The sequence below is a fragment of the Aureibaculum algae genome (assembly GCF_006065315.1).
GTDB classification, from domain to species: domain Bacteria; phylum Bacteroidota; class Bacteroidia; order Flavobacteriales; family Flavobacteriaceae; genus Aureibaculum; species Aureibaculum algae.
In genome coordinates this window covers 2,975,368-2,991,689 of record NZ_CP040749.1, presented here as the reverse complement: position 1 = coordinate 2,991,689, position 16,322 = coordinate 2,975,368, and the positions used below count along the sequence as shown (strand labels likewise).

The following is a 16,322-nucleotide window of genomic DNA, read 5'->3' as shown; positions in this document are numbered from 1 at the left end:
ATCAGGATTTTAAAAGAATTAATAATAATAAACCCTATACTATTCTTTTTTAAAGAATAGTATAGGGTTTATCTAACTGATTGAGGGCAATAATTACTTTGGGTCCATAATTATACAGGGTATAATCATTTCTTCTAAACTAACACCTCCGTGTTGATATGTGTTTTTATAGTATTTGACAAAATGATTGTAATTATTAGGATAAGCGAAGAAGTAGTCTTCTTTGGCAAAAACAAAAGAGCTACTCATGTGAATTGAAGGTAACTGAATGTCTTCTGGGTTTTTTACCGCGTAAACTTCCTTATCCGTATAAGTTAAGCTTCTTCCTGTTTTGTAACGTAAATTTGAACTGATACTTTTTTCACCAACAATTTTTGATGGTTTTTTAGTGTTTATTGTTCCGTGATCTGTAGTAATGATTAATTTAAGTCCGTATTCTTGGGCTTTTTGAATCATCTCTAATAAAGGAGAGTTTTTAAACCAACTTAATGTTAAAGAGCGATATGCTTTATCATCACTAGCTAACTCTTTTATCATTTCCATTTCAGTTCGAGAATGCGACAGCATATCAACAAAATTGTACACAATAACAGTTAAATCATTATCTTTTATAGATTTGAAATTTGCGGCTAAGTCACGTCCTTTTGGCATGCTTGTAATTTTAAAGTACTCATGCTTAATATCTAATTTTAATCGTTTTAGTTGAGCTTCTAAAAATTCATTTTCAAATAGATTTTTTCCTCCTTCATCAGTATCATTTTTCCAATAGTCAGGGTGCTTTTTAGACATTTCTAAAGGTGTTAATCCTGAGAATATTGCGTTTCTAGCATATTGCGTCGCAGTAGGTAAGATGCTGAAAAAAGAAATTTCTTCTTCTTTCTTATAATAATTGTTAATGATGGGTTCTAATACTCGTAATTGATCGAAACGTAAATTATCAATAACAATAAGTAATGTTTTTTCTTTTTTTATTTGAGGAACAATAATTTCCTCAAATAAATTATGTGAAAGCAATGGTTTTTCTTCACCTTCAAACCATCCTTGGTAATTTTTCTGAATAAATTTAAAGAATTGAGAGTTTGCTTCTTCTTTCTGACTTTCAAGTATCTCAATCATTCCAGGATCATCAATAGACTCCAATTGAATTTCCCAATGAACTAATTTTTTATAAAGGTCAATCCACTCATCATAAGTATTTACCATAGCGAGATCTAGAGATATTTGTCTAAATTCTTGCTGGTAAGTAGAAGTAGTCTTTTCAGAAACCAATCGCGAATGGTCCAAGTTTTTCTTTAAACTCAATAAAATTTGATTCGGATTTACAGGCTTTATCAAGTAATCAGCTATCTTAGAACCAATAGCCTCTTCCATAATATACTCTTCTTCACTTTTTGTAATCATTACAATTGGAAGATTTGGTAATTTTGCTTTTATCTTAGTTAGCGTTTCAATACCAGATAAACCGGGCATGTTTTCATCTAAAAAAACAACATCAAAATTGCCATCGTCTACGCATTCAATAGCTTCAGCACCATTATTGCATGTACTTACGTCATAATTTTTCTTCTCTAAAAATAATAAGTGTGGTTTTAATAATTCAATTTCATCGTCTACCCAAAGTATTTTGATTGCATTCATTCCTTTTATATAATGATTAAAAATTAAACGTCTATTTTTGTGTTGTAATTTTAAAAAAATTCAATTGAACAAATTTAAAATTTTTAACGACCCAATTTACGGATTTATAAACATTCCGAGTGAATTAATTTTTGATATTATTGAACACCCTTATTTTCAGAGGTTAAGGCGGATTTCTCAAATGGGTTTGTCATCTTATGTTTATCCAGGGGCACATCATACGCGTTTTGAACATGCTACTGGAGCGATGCACCTAATGGATAAAACGATAACTATATTAAAAAATAAATCTATTGCAATTTCTAAAGAGGAAGAAGAGGCACTTCTAATTGCCATATTATTACATGATATAGGTCATGGTCCTTTTTCTCATACCTTAGAGCATAGTTTAGTAACAAGCATAAAGCACGAAGACATTTCTATAATTTTTATGGAGAAACTCAATAATGAGTTTCAAGGAAAATTGAGTTTAGCTATTCAAATATTTAAAGGAAATTACCATAGAAAATTTTTACATCAGTTAATTTCTAGTCAGCTTGATGTAGATAGATTAGACTATTTAAAACGCGATAGTTTTTACACTGGAGTAACAGAAGGGAATATCAATTCTGAACGAATAATCTCTATGCTAACAGTTGTAGATGATAACTTGGTTGTAGAAGAAAAGGGCATTTATTCTGTAGAAAAATTTATAGTAGCTAGGCGTTTAATGTATTGGATGGTTTATTTACATAAAACTAGTTTAGTTGCTGATTATTTGTTGGTTAAAATTTTAAAAAGAGCTAAGAGTCTAATGTTGAACGGTACAATTTTACCCTGTAGTAAACCGTTAAAGTTTTTTTTGGAGGCAGATGAAAATATGAAGTTCGATGAAAGTAAACTCAACTACTTTTCACAGATTGATGACTATGATATAATTATGGCTTTAAAGGAATGGAGAGATAATGATGATTTCATTTTGTCCTCTTTATGTACTTCAATATTAGATAGAAAATTACCCAAAATTATCATACAAGATGATGAATTTTCGGAAGAACAACTTCAACTAATAAAAGAAAAAGTCAATTTAGTGAGTACATCTGATAAGTGTGAAAAACATTATTTTACAGATACGGGTATTATTAAAAATCAAGCTTATTATTTACATCACGACTCTATAAGTATTTTGTATAAAAATGGGCAAATAAAAGATCTGACAGATGCTTCTGACCATATGAATTTGTTGGCATTAACCAAACCTGTAATTAAACATTTTGTCTTTTACCCCAAATCATAGTTTTGTATTAAACTGAAAACATAATTTATATTTAGCATATCGTTAATCTTTTTTTATATTTTTGCAACAATGAAATTTACAGCACAGCAAATCTCAGAAATACTTCATGGGGAGATAAAAGGTAATCCTTTAGTTGAAGTTTATAAACTTTCAAAAATAGAAGAGGGAGGTAAAGGGTCGTTGACTTTTTTGTCAAATCCTAAATATACTTCATTTTTATATTCAACAAATGCATCGATAGCTATAGTAAATAAGACTTTTGTGCCTGAAAAGGATATAAACGCAACTTTGATTATGGTTGAAGATTCTTATAAGGCTTTTTCGAAATTATTAGAGTTTTACAATCAGGTAAAATTGAATAAAACAGGGATTGAAAGACCAAATTTTATTAGCGATTCTGCCAAACTAGGTAAAGAGGTTTATATAGGTGCGTTTGCTTATATAGGTAATAATGTGGTTATAGAAGACTATGTCAAAATCTATCCTAATGTATTTATAGGCGATAATGTAACTATAGGAGAGGGGAGTATGTTATTTGCTGGATCAAAGATTAACTCTGAAACTGTAATAGGTAAACATTGTGTAATACATCCAGGAGTAATAGTAGGGTGTGATGGTTTTGGTTTTGCCCCAGATTCAAATGGTGTGTATAGTAAAATACCACAAACGGGTAATGTTATTCTTGAAGATAACGTTGAAATAGGCTCGGGTAGTACTATTGATAGAGCTACTTTAGGATCAACAATTATTAGGAAAGGAGTGAAGTTAGACAATCAAATTCAGATTGCTCATAATGTAGAAATTGATGAAAATACCGTAATTGCAGCTCAAACAGGAATTGCCGGTTCTAGTAAAATTGGAAAAAACTGTAAAATAGGAGGGCAAGTGGGTATCGTTGGGCATCTTAAAATAGGTGATAACGTGAGTATACAAGCTCAATCAGGTATAGGTAGAAACTTGAAAGATAACGAAGTTGTACAAGGAAGTCCCGCATTACCTTATGCAGACTATAATAAATCTTATGTACATTTTAAAAATCTATCTAAATTAATGGATAGAATAGATGAGTTAGAAAAAATGTTAAATGCACAAAAAGAAATTAATGAGCAATAAACAAAAAACAATAAAAAAAGAGATTTCACTTTCAGGTGTAGGTCTTCATACTGGTAAACAGGTTAATTTAACGTTTAAACCTGCTCCAGAAAATTATGGTTTTGCTTTTACTAGAGTTGATCTAGAAGGAAGTCCTGTTATAGAGGCAAGAGCAGAATATGTTGTGGACACACAACGCGGTACAAATATTGAGAAAAATGGAGTTAAAATCCAAACGAGTGAGCATGTTTTAGCTGCAGTTGTTGGATTGGGGATTGATAATATTTGTATAGAATTAGATTCTCCGGAGCCACCTATTATGGATGGTTCTTCTTGGTTTTTTATTGAGGCGTTAGAAAAAGCCGGCTTACAAGAACAAGAGGCTGAAGTTGAAGAATATATAGTAAAAGATATAGTTTCATATAAGGACGAAACTACAGGAAGTGAGATTATTTTAATGCCTGCAGATCATTATGAAGTTACTGCGATGGTTGATTTTGGGACTAAGGTTTTAGGAACTCAAAATGCAACCTTAAAGAAAATAACTGATTTTAAAGCGGAGATTTCTTCTGCAAGAACTTTTAGTTTCTTGCATGAAATTGAAATGTTATTGGATAACAATTTAATTAAAGGAGGCGATTTAAATAATGCTATTGTCTATGTTGATAATGAAATTTCTCCTGAAACAATGGAAAAATTAAGAAAGGCCTTTAAAAAGGAAGCAATAGCTGTTAAACCAAATGGAATTCTTGATAATTTGACATTGCATTATCCAAATGAAGCTGCAAGACATAAGCTTTTAGACGTAATTGGTGATTTAGCGTTAGTTGGTGTGAAAATAAGAGGTAAGGTTATAGCAAACAAACCTGGGCATGGTGTAAATACCCAGTTTGCTAAGAAATTATCAAAAATTATCAAAATTGAAAAACGAAATAACGTTCCTAAATTTGATTTAAATGAGCCGCCTTTGATGGATATTCATCAAATAATGGATATTTTACCTCATAGGCCTCCATTTTTATTAATAGATAGGATTTTAGAGTTGACTGATAAAACAGTAGTTGGTGTAAAAAATGTGACAATGAATGAACATTTTTTTGTGGGTCATTTTCCGGGAGCACCAGTAATGCCAGGAGTTTTACAAATTGAGGCTATGGCTCAAACAGGTGGTATTTTAGTGTTAAGCACTGTGCCTGATCCTGAGAATTATTTAACATATTTCATGAAAATGGACAATGTTAAATTCAAACGAAAAGTATTACCAGGAGATACACTTATTTTTAAAGCAGAACTAATTTCACCAATACGAAGAGGTATTTGCCATATGCAAGCTTATGGATATGCTAATAATAAATTAGTTGTAGAAGCACAACTAATGGCACAAATTGTAAAAAGAACGGAGTAATTATGAACCAACCACTCGCTTATATTCATCCAGGGGCTAAAATTGCCAAAAATGTTGTTGTAGAACCTTTTACGACTATTCATAATAATGTTACAATTGGTTCCGGAACATGGATAGGTTCAAACGTTACTATCATGGAAGGAGCTAGAATTGGAAAAAATTGTAATATTTTTCCAGGTTCTGTAATCTCTGCAATTCCTCAAGATTTAAAATATCAAGGAGAGGAAACTACTGTAGTTATTGGTGATAACACCACTATTAGAGAATGTGCGACCATTAATAAGGGAACGTCTGATAGAATGAAAACGGTTATAGGTGAAAATTGTTTAATTATGGCATATTGCCATATTGCTCATGATTGTTTGATCGGCGATAACTGTATCTTTTCTAATAATTCTACATTAGCTGGTCATGTAACTATTGGTGATAATGTGATCTTGGCAGGATTGGTTGCAGTACATCAATTTGTTTCTGTAGGGCAACACGCTTTTGTTACTGGTGGTTCTTTAGTTCGTAAGGACGTACCTCCTTTTGTAAAGGCAGCAAGAGAGCCGCTTTCTTATGTTGGTATTAATTCCGTAGGTTTACGTAGAAGAGGTTTTAGTTCTGAAAAAATTAGAGAAATTCAGAATATTTATAGAATATTATATCAAAAAAATTATAATAATTCACAAGGGGCTCAGATTATCGAGGCGGAAATGGAAGCAACCCCAGAAAGAGATGAGATTCTTCAATTTATAAGAGATTCTCAACGAGGAATTATGAAAGGATATTTTAGTAATAATTAATACATTTTATGGCAACTACATCAGATATAAAAAAAGGATTATGTATCGTATATAATAATGATACTTTTAAAATAACAGAATTTCAACACGTAAAACCAGGGAAGGGCCCTGCTTTTGTACGTACCAAAATGAAAAGTTTAACCACTGGAAGAACATTAGATAATACTTTTTCTGCTGGACATAAAATAGAGGAAGTACGTGTAGAAACACGTAAATATCAATATTTATATAAAGAGGGCGATGCTACATATCATTTTATGAATAATGATGATTACTCTCAAATTGCTCTTCAAAAAGATATTTTAGACAGTCCAGATTTGATGAAAGAAGGAGAGACTGTGACAATTGTAGTTCGAGCAGAAGATGAATTACCACTTTCAGTAGAGATGCCAGCAAGTGTTATATTAGAGGTTACACAAACGGAACCAGGTGTGAAAGGCAATACAGCTACCAACGCTACAAAACCAGCAACTGTTGAGACGGGGGCAAGTGTAAACGTTCCCTTATTCATTAATGAAGGAGACAAAATAAAAATTGAAACAGATAAAGGTACCTATCAAGAAAGAGTGACGAATTAAGGAACATGAAGAAATTAGTTGTCGTTTTTATATTATTGAGTTTGTTTTCTTGTAAGGACATAATTAAAGGGGTTGTCAATGCAGGTTCTAATGCTACGGTAGAAAAATTAGAAACTTCTGATTTTAATGAGGTGGTAACAGATAGTTTGTTCAAATTATCTTTACCAAATTACATGAAGACGTTAAGTAATTTGAATGATGATGCTTCTTTACAATATGCCAATATTTATAAGGAAACATATACGATTGTTATTTACGAAAACAAGCAAGACTTTATTGATTCTTTTAAAGAGTATAATGAGTATGATGATGCTATTTCTTTTATAGATAATTATAGTAGAGCTCAAACAAAATTTATTACAGAGAGTTTGACAAATAAACAGGTAATTCCTTATAATTTGACAGAAATTGGAGGTTTAGATGCAAGACAGATTATGATGAAAGGAAGCTTGGATGGTCAAGATATAGGTTATGTTATGGGGTATGTTGAAGGAAAAGAAAACGTATACATGATTATGACATGGACTTTATTAGAGAAACTGAATAAATACGAGGAAACCTTTAAAGGTATAATAGGTTCTTTTAAACTGATGAATTAGATTTTACACATGAAATTTTCTAAAACTTATACTTTAAAAGAAATATCACAAATCATTAATAGTGAATTTGTTGGTGATTCTAACTTTCCTGTATTAGGAATGAACGAAATTCATGTCGTTGTAGAGGGTGATATTGTATTTGTAGACCATCCTAAGTATTATGACAAGGCACTAAATTCTGCGGCATCAGTAGTTTTAATTAATAAAAATGTCACTTGTCCAGAAGGAAAAGCACTATTAATATCCGACGATCCTTTTCGCGATTTCAGTAAACTTGCTAAATATTTCAATCCTTTTCAAAAAGCAGATAAAGCTATTTCAGAAACGGCAGTAATAGGAGAAGGTACAATTATTCAACCTAATGTGTTTTTAGGTAACAATGTGAAAATTGGTAAGAACTGCCTTATCCATCCCAATGTTGTCATTTATGACGGTTGTACTATTGGTAATAATGTTACTATACATGCCGGTACTATTTTGGGTTCAGATGCATTTTATTATAAGAATAGGGAAACGGGATTTGATAAATTAATATCCTGCGGAAGCATTATAATTGAAGACAATGTAGATATTGGAGCATCTTGTACAATTGATAGAGGAGTTACAGGTAATACACATATCAAGGAAGGTACAAAAATTGATAATCAGGTTCAAATTGCACACGATACTGTAATTGGTAAAAAGTGTTTAATAGCCTCGCATGTTGGTATTGCAGGTTGTACTGTATTAGAAGATGAAGTTACCTTGTGGGGCCAAGTAGGTGTTATAAGTGGAATTACAATAGGTAAAAAAGCAATTGTTTATGCACAGTCTGGTGTGGGCGGAGATTTAGAAGGTGGTAAATCCTATTTTGGATCGCCATGTGACGAGGCAAGAAAGAAATACAGAGAGTTGGCAGGAATAAGGTTGTTGCCTGAACTAATTAGTAAAGTAAATAATATTTAATCCTAATAATTTTTTAAAGTTAGTTGTAAGAATTACTTTTGTGTTAAAGAATTTGAAGCAATTGATATAATAATTAATAACCAATAACTAAAAATGAGCGTTTTAGTAAATAAAGATTCAAAAGTAATCATCCAAGGGTTTACAGGTAGTGAGGGTACATTTCATGCTACTCAAATGATAGAATATGGTACCAATGTAGTTGGTGGTGTAACTCCAGGTAAAGGGGGGCAAAAACATTTAGATAGACCTGTTTATAATACAGTTTCAGAGGCAGTTGCAAAAGCAAATGCTGATACAAGTATCATTTTTGTACCACCAGCTTTTGCTGCAGATGCGATTATGGAAGCTGCCGAAGCAGGAATAAAAGTAATTATTTGTATTACGGAAGGAATTCCTGTTGCAGATATGGTAAAAGTAAAGGCTTATATTCAAGATAGAGATTGTAGATTAATTGGCCCTAACTGTCCAGGTGTTATTACTCCGGGTGAAGCTAAAGTAGGTATTATGCCAGGCTTTGTATTTAAAAAAGGTAAAGTAGGTATTATATCTAAATCAGGTACTTTAACTTATGAAGCAGCAGATCAAGTTGTAAAACAAGGTTTAGGTATTACTACAGCAATAGGTATAGGTGGAGATCCAATTATTGGTACAACTACAAAAGAAGCCGTTGAGTTATTGATGAATGATGATGAAACTGAATGTATTGTAATGATTGGTGAAATAGGGGGGCAATTAGAAGCTGATGCCGCTAGATGGATTAAAGCAGATGGTAATAGAAAACCAGTAATCGGATTTATTGCAGGGCAAACGGCTCCTAAAGGTAGAACTATGGGACACGCAGGTGCTATTGTTGGAGGAAGTGATGATACAGCTCAAGCAAAAATGAAAATTTTAGCAGAAAATGGTATTCACGTTGTGGATTCTCCAGCTGAGATTGGATTAAAAGTTGCTGAAGTTTTAGGAGTGCTCTAAAGTTATACCAATTAAAATATAAAAAAGCCTGTTTGAAATATTCAAACAGGCTTTTTTTATGATTTATTATGAATTATGAGACGTAAATTGTTAAAATTAGGCTGTTTATGTTAAATTTTTAATTCTAATTAATACTATTGGGTATATTTGGAAAACACATTCAACAAACTAAAATTTTTAAAATGAGAAGAATACATCTTTTATTTATGTTTGCTTTTTTAACTGTATTAATTGGTTGTAAAGGTAATTCAAGTGAAAAAGGCGATTATACTGCTGAAAAACAAACGGATGCCAACAATTTTAATTATGAAACAGTTAATAACGATCCTACTGGTTTACGCTTATATACCTTAGAAAATGGATTAAAAGTTTATTTAAGTAAAAATACAGATGAACCAAAAATTCAAACATACATTGCTGTTAGAGCAGGTTCAAATTATGACCCTAAAGAAACGACAGGTTTAGCTCATTATCTAGAGCATATGCTGTTTAAAGGAACAGAAGAATTTGGAACCGCTGATTGGGAAACAGAACAAGAATATTTATCTCAAATTTCAGATTTATATGAGGAGCATAAAGCTGAAGAGGATGCTGATAAGAAAAAGGACGTTTATAGGAAAATTGATAGTGTTTCTTTAGAAGCCTCAAAATTTGCTATTGCCAATGAATATGATAAAATGACAGCTTCTATTGGTGCTCAAGGTACAAATGCACATACTTGGTTTGAGGAAACGGTCTATCATAATAAAATTCCTTCTAATGAGTTGAATAAATGGTTAAGCTTAGAAGGAGAGCGATTTAGCCAATTGGTATTGCGTTTATTTCATACAGAACTTGAAGCGGTTTTCGAAGAGTTTAATAGAGGTCAAGATAATGATTATAGAAAAATTTATGCGTCCATGTTAAAGGGATTATTTCCAAATCATCCTTATGGTCAACAATCTACTATCGGTACAGCAGAGCATTTAAAAAATCCTTCCATGATTGCTATTCACAACTATTTTAATAAGTATTATGTTCCAAATAATATGGCATTGATATTGGTTGGTGATATAGATTTTGAAGAAACCATTAAAAATGTTAATAAGACTTTTGGGAAATTAGAAAATAAAGAGGTTACTCATCCCACTTTACCTAAAGAAGACCCTATAACTTCTCCTATTGTTAATGAAGTGTTTGGGCCAACATCAGAAAGTGTTTCTGTAGCCTTTCGATCTCAAGGAGTAGGAACCGAAGAGGAGAAATTAATGACGCTTGCCGATATGATTTTGGCAAACGGAGAAGCAGGTTTAATTGACTTAAACTTAAATCAAAAACAGGCCGTTCAAAATGCAAGTTGTTCACCAACTTTTTTAAATGATTATGGCTATCATTCATTTACAGGTAGCCCTAAAGAAGGGCAGACATTAGATGAAGTAAAAGATTTACTTTTAGAACAAATTGAAAAATTAAAAAAAGGTGAATTCGAAGAATGGATGATTGAGGCTGTGGTAAATGATTTAAAATTAAGTAGAACAAGGCAATACGAAAATAATAGTGCATTAGCTTCAATGTACTATGATGCTTTTATACATCATGAAGATTGGGCTAACAAAGTAAAGTTTTTAGACGATCTTAAAAAGATTTCAAAACAACAATTGGTTGATTTTGCTAATAATTTCTATACGAATAATTATGTACTTACTTATAAGCGTAAAGGTGAAGATAAGTCTATCGTAAAAGTTGAAAATCCTGGTATTACACCTATAGAAGTAAATAGAGATATGCAATCTGATTATGTAAAGCAATTTAATGCTGAAGTATCTCAGGATTTAAAACCAAGATTTGTCGATTACAAAAATGAAATAAAACATACATCCTTATCCAGTGGAATAAATGTTGATTATGTAGAGAACAAAAATAATGATCTTTTTGACTTGAATATTATTTTTGATATGGGAAGTGATAGTAATAAACAATTGTCATTAGCTGTTGGTTATTTAGATTTTTTAGGAACAGAGAAGTTGTCACCAGAAAATCTTAAAAAAGAATTTTATAAACTTGGAGTATCTTACGGAGTACAAGCACAAGGGGATAAATCTTATGTTTATATATCAGGATTAAATGAAAACCTAGATAAAGGTTTAGGTTTGTTAGAAGACTTATGGGATCATTCAGAAGCGAATGAAGAAACATATAAGAAGTATGTAGAAAAGATATTAAAAGATAGGGTAGATAGTAAAACTCAAAAAGGAAATATCCTATGGAATGGATTGTACAGCTACGCTAAGTATGGTGAAAATTCTCGTTTAAGAAATATATACACAGCTGAGGAGTTATATGCAATTAGTCCAACGGATTTGGTAAACTTATTAAAAGACTTAAAAAATTATAAGCAACGTGTATTTTATTATGGTAAAGATGTAGATGCTGCTGTTGAAGCCATGAATACCGCTCATATCGTACCTGAAAATTTGAAAGAGTATCCAAAACCCATTGAGTACGTAGAAAAAGAAACAGGAGAGCAAGTCTATTTTACAGATTATGATATGGTACAATCTGAATTGATTTTCCTTTCTAAAGGAAAGCAGTTTGATCCAAAAGAATTGGCCTTATCCAGGGTTTTTAATTCTTACTTTGGTAGTGGTTTGTCATCTATTGTTTTTCAAGAAATTAGAGAATCTAAATCATTAGCTTATTCTGCTTTTGCAGCCTATTCAGATGCAAACAAAAAAGGTGATTCTAATTATATTTATGGTTATGTAGGTACGCAAGCTAATAAGTTACCTCAAGCAGTTGACGCAATGTTAGAATTAATGAATAATATGCCAGAAGCAGATAAGCAGTTTAATTCCGCTAAAGAAGCAGTGTTAAAACAAATAGCAGCTGAACGTATTACCAAATCTAATATTTTTTGGAGCTATGAAAGATTAAAGAATAGAGGTTTAGATTATGATAATAGAGAGGAGATTTATAATGAAGTACAAAATATTACTTTAAAAGATTTGTCTAATTTCTTTAAAACGAATATTAAAGGAAAGAAATATACCACATTGGTAATTGGTAATAAAAAAGATTTAAATGTAGAGGCCTTGAAGAAGTTAGGTAAAGTTACAGAGCTTGATGTAGATTATTTATTTAATTATAAAATAACGCCCGTTAAGCAATAACAATATTTATTCTAAGAAAAAACCATTGTCTAATCTATTTAGATGATGGTTTTTTTATTTCAAGCTAAAGTATTTTCTTATATTTGAATGTTATAAAAATATTTAAATGAAACTACTAGAAAATAAAACTACATTAATTACAGGAGCCTCAAGAGGTATAGGAAAAGGTATCGCTGAAGTTTTTGCAAAACAAGGTTCTAATATAGCGTTTACGTACAACGCTTCGGTTGAAGCTGCCAATGCATTAGAGAAGGAATTGCAATCTTATGGTGTAAAAGCTAAAGGTTTTCAGTCAAATGCTGCAAACTTTGATGCCGCTCAACAATTAGCTGCTGATGTTATTAGTGAGTTTGGTACTATAGATGTCTTAATAAATAATGCAGGTATTACCAAGGATAATCTCTTGCTACGTATTTCTGAAGAAGATTTCGATAAAGTAATTGAAGTAAACTTAAAGTCAGTTTTTAATTTGACGAAGGCAGTTATAAAACCTATGATGAAGAAGCGTTCGGGTTCAATTATAAACATGAGTTCTGTCGTTGGAGTAAAAGGTAATGCGGGACAATCAAATTACGCCGCATCAAAAGCAGGAATTTTAGGTTTTACCAAGTCCGTTGCTCTTGAGTTAGGTTCTAGAAATATACGTTGTAATGCTATAGCTCCAGGGTTTATTGAAACAGAAATGACAGCAGCGTTACCTGAAGAGACTGTAAAGGGGTGGAGACAAGGTATTCCATTAAAACGTGGGGGAACGCCAGAAGATATTGCTAATGCATGTGTCTTTTTAGCTTCTGATATGTCTAGTTACATCACAGGTCAAACGTTGAATGTTGATGGTGGAATGTTAACATAAATGGCGTTTTAATTACATTAATAGTATATTCAAAACTTTTAAATAACTAATAATTAAAATCGGTGTCATCAAACACTATTTTTTTAATACTTCTAGCCGCCATCATTGCTATAATGATGGCTTTTTTTCAGTATTATTATAAGAACAAAGATCGCAGTAGAACTGATATTATATTAACCTTTTTACGATTCTTATCTGTTTTTTCTTTATTGGTTCTACTGATAAATCCAAAGATTAAATCGAATGTAATCGAAAATGTTCAACCTGTGTTAAATGTGTTGGTAGATAATTCTACTTCTATAGCATATGCGAAGGCAGAAGAAAAAGTAACATCATTTGTTTCTGAAATTAAAGGGAACAAGGCTCTTAACGAAAAGTTTGATATTAATTTTTATGCCTTTTCAGATATTCTAAAGGAGCAAGACACTTTTGCTTTTATTATTTTGGAAACGAATATCGTAAAGCCGTTGCAAGAGCTTCAAGCACTGCATAAGGAAATTGTTGCCCCAACTATTTTAATTACAGATGGTAATCAAACACAAGGATCAAATTATGCCTATTATAAGGCGAAATACCCTATTTATCCTGTAGTTGTTGGTGATACTTTACAATACGATGATTTAAAAATAACTCAGGTAAACGTAAACTCATACGCCAATCTTAATAATAATTTCCCTGTAGAGATTTTTGTTAATTATGATGGAAGTGAAAATGTGAAACAAAATTTTACTGTATCGCAAAATGGAAAAGTGGTTTTTAGAAAAGTATTAAATTTTTCCAGTGAGAATTCTTCTCAGAAAGTACAATTTAATTTAGAAGCCAACCGCATAGGAATACAGAATTATACGTGTACCATATCACCCCTAAATAATGAGAAAAATACAGTTAATAATAGTAAGAACTTTAGCTTAGAAGTTGTAAATGAGCAAGCGAAAATTTTAGTTTTGAGTGCTGTTAATCATCCAGATATAGGTATGATAAGTAGATCTATATCTTCAAACAAACAGCATAAGGTTGTTGTGGAAAACAATCTAAATAAAAACATTCAATACAAAGATTATCAATTAATTATACTTTATCAACCGAATAGTAAGTTTAAGAAAATATTTGAGGATATCGAAACGGTTAAAGCCAATATTTTTGTAGTAACAGGTGCGGCAACTCAATGGAATTTTTTAAATAGTGCTCAACCTTTTTTTACAAAAAAATATGTATCAAAAATAGAAAGTTATGTGTCTATTTTTAATGAAGATTATGATGAGTTTATTAATGAAGATATTCAGTTTGCAGATCTAACTCCGTTGAAGGGATATTTTGGAGAAATAAAATTTAAAGTACCGCATAAAACAATTCTTTTTCAACGTATTTCAAATTTTGAAACTAAAAACCCTTTATTGGCAACGTTTTCTTTAGATGATAGAAGAGGGGCAATATTATTAGGTAGCGATATCTGGAAATGGAGAATGCAAAAACATGTGGAGGATAATTCATTTAAGCAGTTTGATAATTTCTTTAATAAGTTAGTACAATATTTATCATCAACAAGAAAATATGATCGATTAGAGATTGAATACGCTCCCTTTTATTATGCAAATCAAAATGTCCTGATTAAAGCTCAATATTTTGATGCTACCTATGTTTTTGATAATGAGGGAAGTTTAGTTTTAACGGCAACCAATAAGGCTACAAAAGAAACTACTAAAATACCATTTACGTTAATGGGGAATCATTATGAAGTATTATTTAAAGATTTAAAACCAGGTGATTATAGCTTTTCTGTACAAACGGAGGATAAAAGCAGTATAAAATATGGTAGTTTTTTAATTTTACCATTCGATATTGAACAACAGTTATCAACCGCTAACACAAAAGATTTAAAGCTTTTGGCAACTTCTTCTGGTGGTGATTTTACACATATAGATAAATCTGAAAAATTGTTTAATAAATTGACGAATGACAATAGGTATAAAATTATTCAGAAAAGTAAAGAGAAAATACAATCATTAATTGATTGGGAATGGCTGTTGGCACTAACTTTATTGAGTTTAAGTTTAGAGTGGTTTATAAGAAAGTATTATGGGAAAATTTAAACAATGCCAATTCTCGTTTAGTATACTACTTGTTTTGTTTTTATATAATTCAGTTTATTCCCAGAAAAAAGAATCTTTAGAAATTCAATTATGGCAGCAGGTTTTAGATACCTATGATCTTGAGGGGTATAATGGCAAGATTCAAAACTTTATAGATAATAAAGGATGGCAAGAGTGGGAGGAATGGTCAGATAAAATGAATTCCAATGTGTTGATTAATGATACTAAGAATGGCTATTTAGAAATTAATAGATTCTATTTGAAAGCTGTCGTTGGGGCATATAAAGACAAAAATAATGAATATACGTTGTTGAAAAATATGGTAAATCGTTATTTCAATAGAAGCTTATCTTCAAATCGTAATTTGAATCAGGTTTTGCCAAAAAATTTCGGTATTAAGGATTTTATTCCAGAGCTTTCCAGTATTCCATTATTAAAGTATAGTTGCTTTTATATAGAAGCAATGATTCCACAAAAAGGTACTGAGACACAATTGAATCTTAAATTAATTCCACTGGGTTTATTTAAAAAGGGAGACTTATTAACGTATAGTTTTTTGGAAAATAATGATGATAATGTTTTTCTGCATAGTTTTATTAATACTATGGTTAAAAAGATAAAAAACAAAGAGACGTTACCCTATTTGCTTAAAAAAAAATTTAAAGATATAAGTAAATCAGATTTTAAAATTATTGAAGAATTTATTTCAAAGGATGATCAATTTGAAAATATGGATGCTGTAAGTGAGGTTTTGAAACACTTATATGATATTTACAACTTAAGCTCAATAATAACTTTTAAAAGTGTTATTTTGGATTGGAATACTAAAGAAGGTCGTTTTATTATAAAAGATAAGGTGCACTATTATAATGAGATAATTCCATTTAAATCATTTTTAGAAAATTCGGAATATTATTATGCAGCTCAATAAGGTCGA

The 16,322-nt window shown here is 31.1% G+C and carries 13 protein-coding genes; 12 read left to right on the top strand and 1 reads right to left on the bottom strand.

Annotated elements, in window-relative coordinates; genetic code table 11:
• Positions 1-93 precede the first annotated feature (93 nt).
• Complete coding sequence (porX, locus tag FF125_RS12505; RefSeq protein WP_138950079.1) at positions 94-1,638, bottom strand: T9SS response regulator signal transducer PorX; 1,545 nt, start codon at positions 1,636-1,638, stop codon at positions 94-96.
• Positions 1,639-1,702: 64 nt separating this feature from the next.
• On the opposite strand from porX, the gene FF125_RS12500 reads away from it, so the two are divergent.
• From FF125_RS12500 to FF125_RS12445, 12 genes are all read left to right on the top strand, one after another.
• A complete protein-coding gene (locus FF125_RS12500; RefSeq protein WP_394344098.1) occupies positions 1,703-2,914 on the top strand; it encodes an HD domain-containing protein in 1,212 nt (403 codons plus the stop codon).
• Positions 2,915-2,983: 69 nt separating this feature from the next.
• Positions 2,984-4,027: a UDP-3-O-(3-hydroxymyristoyl)glucosamine N-acyltransferase gene (gene lpxD, locus FF125_RS12495; RefSeq protein WP_138950078.1), complete on the top strand. Its 1,044-nt coding sequence runs from the start codon at positions 2,984-2,986 to the stop codon at positions 4,025-4,027.
• A complete protein-coding gene (locus tag FF125_RS12490) occupies positions 4,017-5,411 on the top strand; it encodes a bifunctional UDP-3-O-[3-hydroxymyristoyl] N-acetylglucosamine deacetylase/3-hydroxyacyl-ACP dehydratase (RefSeq protein WP_138950077.1) in 1,395 nt (464 codons plus the stop codon). Before lpxD ends, FF125_RS12490 begins: the two co-directional genes overlap by 11 nt.
• A gap of 2 nt (positions 5,412-5,413) precedes the next feature.
• Complete coding sequence (lpxA, locus tag FF125_RS12485; protein ID WP_117882714.1) at positions 5,414-6,199, top strand: acyl-ACP--UDP-N-acetylglucosamine O-acyltransferase; 786 nt, start codon at positions 5,414-5,416, stop codon at positions 6,197-6,199.
• A gap of 8 nt (positions 6,200-6,207) precedes the next feature.
• Complete coding sequence (efp, locus tag FF125_RS12480; protein WP_138950076.1) at positions 6,208-6,777, top strand: elongation factor P; 570 nt, start codon at positions 6,208-6,210, stop codon at positions 6,775-6,777.
• A gap of 5 nt (positions 6,778-6,782) precedes the next feature.
• Positions 6,783-7,376 carry a hypothetical protein gene (locus FF125_RS12475; protein WP_138950075.1) on the top strand — a complete coding sequence of 198 codons (594 nt, stop codon included), beginning with the start codon at positions 6,783-6,785 and terminating at the stop codon, positions 7,374-7,376.
• Positions 7,377-7,385: 9 nt separating this feature from the next.
• On the top strand, positions 7,386-8,321 hold the full coding sequence (locus FF125_RS12470) for a UDP-3-O-(3-hydroxymyristoyl)glucosamine N-acyltransferase (protein WP_138950074.1): 936 nt from the start codon (positions 7,386-7,388) through the stop codon (positions 8,319-8,321).
• A gap of 93 nt (positions 8,322-8,414) precedes the next feature.
• The gene (sucD, locus tag FF125_RS12465; RefSeq protein ID WP_138950073.1) at positions 8,415-9,293 is read left to right on the top strand and encodes a succinate--CoA ligase subunit alpha; all 879 of its coding nucleotides are present in this window, start codon (positions 8,415-8,417) and stop codon (positions 9,291-9,293) included.
• Between the two features lie 182 nt (positions 9,294-9,475).
• Positions 9,476-12,442 carry a M16 family metallopeptidase gene (locus FF125_RS12460; protein WP_138950072.1) on the top strand — a complete coding sequence of 989 codons (2,967 nt, stop codon included), beginning with the start codon at positions 9,476-9,478 and terminating at the stop codon, positions 12,440-12,442.
• 106 nt (positions 12,443-12,548) lie between these two features.
• Complete coding sequence (gene fabG, locus FF125_RS12455; RefSeq protein WP_117882704.1) at positions 12,549-13,295, top strand: 3-oxoacyl-[acyl-carrier-protein] reductase; 747 nt, start codon at positions 12,549-12,551, stop codon at positions 13,293-13,295.
• A gap of 62 nt (positions 13,296-13,357) precedes the next feature.
• Complete coding sequence (locus FF125_RS12450) at positions 13,358-15,385, top strand: VWA domain-containing protein (protein ID WP_138950071.1); 2,028 nt, start codon at positions 13,358-13,360, stop codon at positions 15,383-15,385.
• On the top strand, positions 15,372-16,316 hold the full coding sequence (locus tag FF125_RS12445) for a hypothetical protein (RefSeq protein WP_138950070.1): 945 nt from the start codon (positions 15,372-15,374) through the stop codon (positions 16,314-16,316). Before FF125_RS12450 ends, FF125_RS12445 begins: the two co-directional genes overlap by 14 nt.
• Positions 16,317-16,322 lie beyond the last annotated feature (6 nt).

What these genes read in the sequence shown, in the direction of transcription:
- FF125_RS12490 (WP_138950077.1), top strand. Translation starts at nt 4,017, where the DNA reads ATGAGCAATAAACAAAAAACAATAAAAAAAGAGATTTCACTTTCAGGT.
- efp (WP_138950076.1), top strand. Translation starts at nt 6,208, where the DNA reads ATGGCAACTACATCAGATATAAAAAAAGGATTATGTATCGTATATAAT.
- porX (WP_138950079.1), bottom strand. Translation starts at nt 1,638, where the DNA reads ATGAATGCAATCAAAATACTTTGGGTAGACGATGAAATTGAATTATTA.
- lpxA (WP_117882714.1), top strand. Translation starts at nt 5,414, where the DNA reads ATGAACCAACCACTCGCTTATATTCATCCAGGGGCTAAAATTGCCAAA.
- FF125_RS12445 (WP_138950070.1), top strand. Translation starts at nt 15,372, where the DNA reads ATGGGAAAATTTAAACAATGCCAATTCTCGTTTAGTATACTACTTGTT.
- lpxD (WP_138950078.1), top strand. Translation starts at nt 2,984, where the DNA reads ATGAAATTTACAGCACAGCAAATCTCAGAAATACTTCATGGGGAGATA.
- FF125_RS12460 (WP_138950072.1), top strand. Translation starts at nt 9,476, where the DNA reads ATGAGAAGAATACATCTTTTATTTATGTTTGCTTTTTTAACTGTATTA.
- FF125_RS12470 (WP_138950074.1), top strand. Translation starts at nt 7,386, where the DNA reads ATGAAATTTTCTAAAACTTATACTTTAAAAGAAATATCACAAATCATT.
- sucD (WP_138950073.1), top strand. Translation starts at nt 8,415, where the DNA reads ATGAGCGTTTTAGTAAATAAAGATTCAAAAGTAATCATCCAAGGGTTT.
- FF125_RS12475 (WP_138950075.1), top strand. Translation starts at nt 6,783, where the DNA reads ATGAAGAAATTAGTTGTCGTTTTTATATTATTGAGTTTGTTTTCTTGT.
- fabG (WP_117882704.1), top strand. Translation starts at nt 12,549, where the DNA reads ATGAAACTACTAGAAAATAAAACTACATTAATTACAGGAGCCTCAAGA.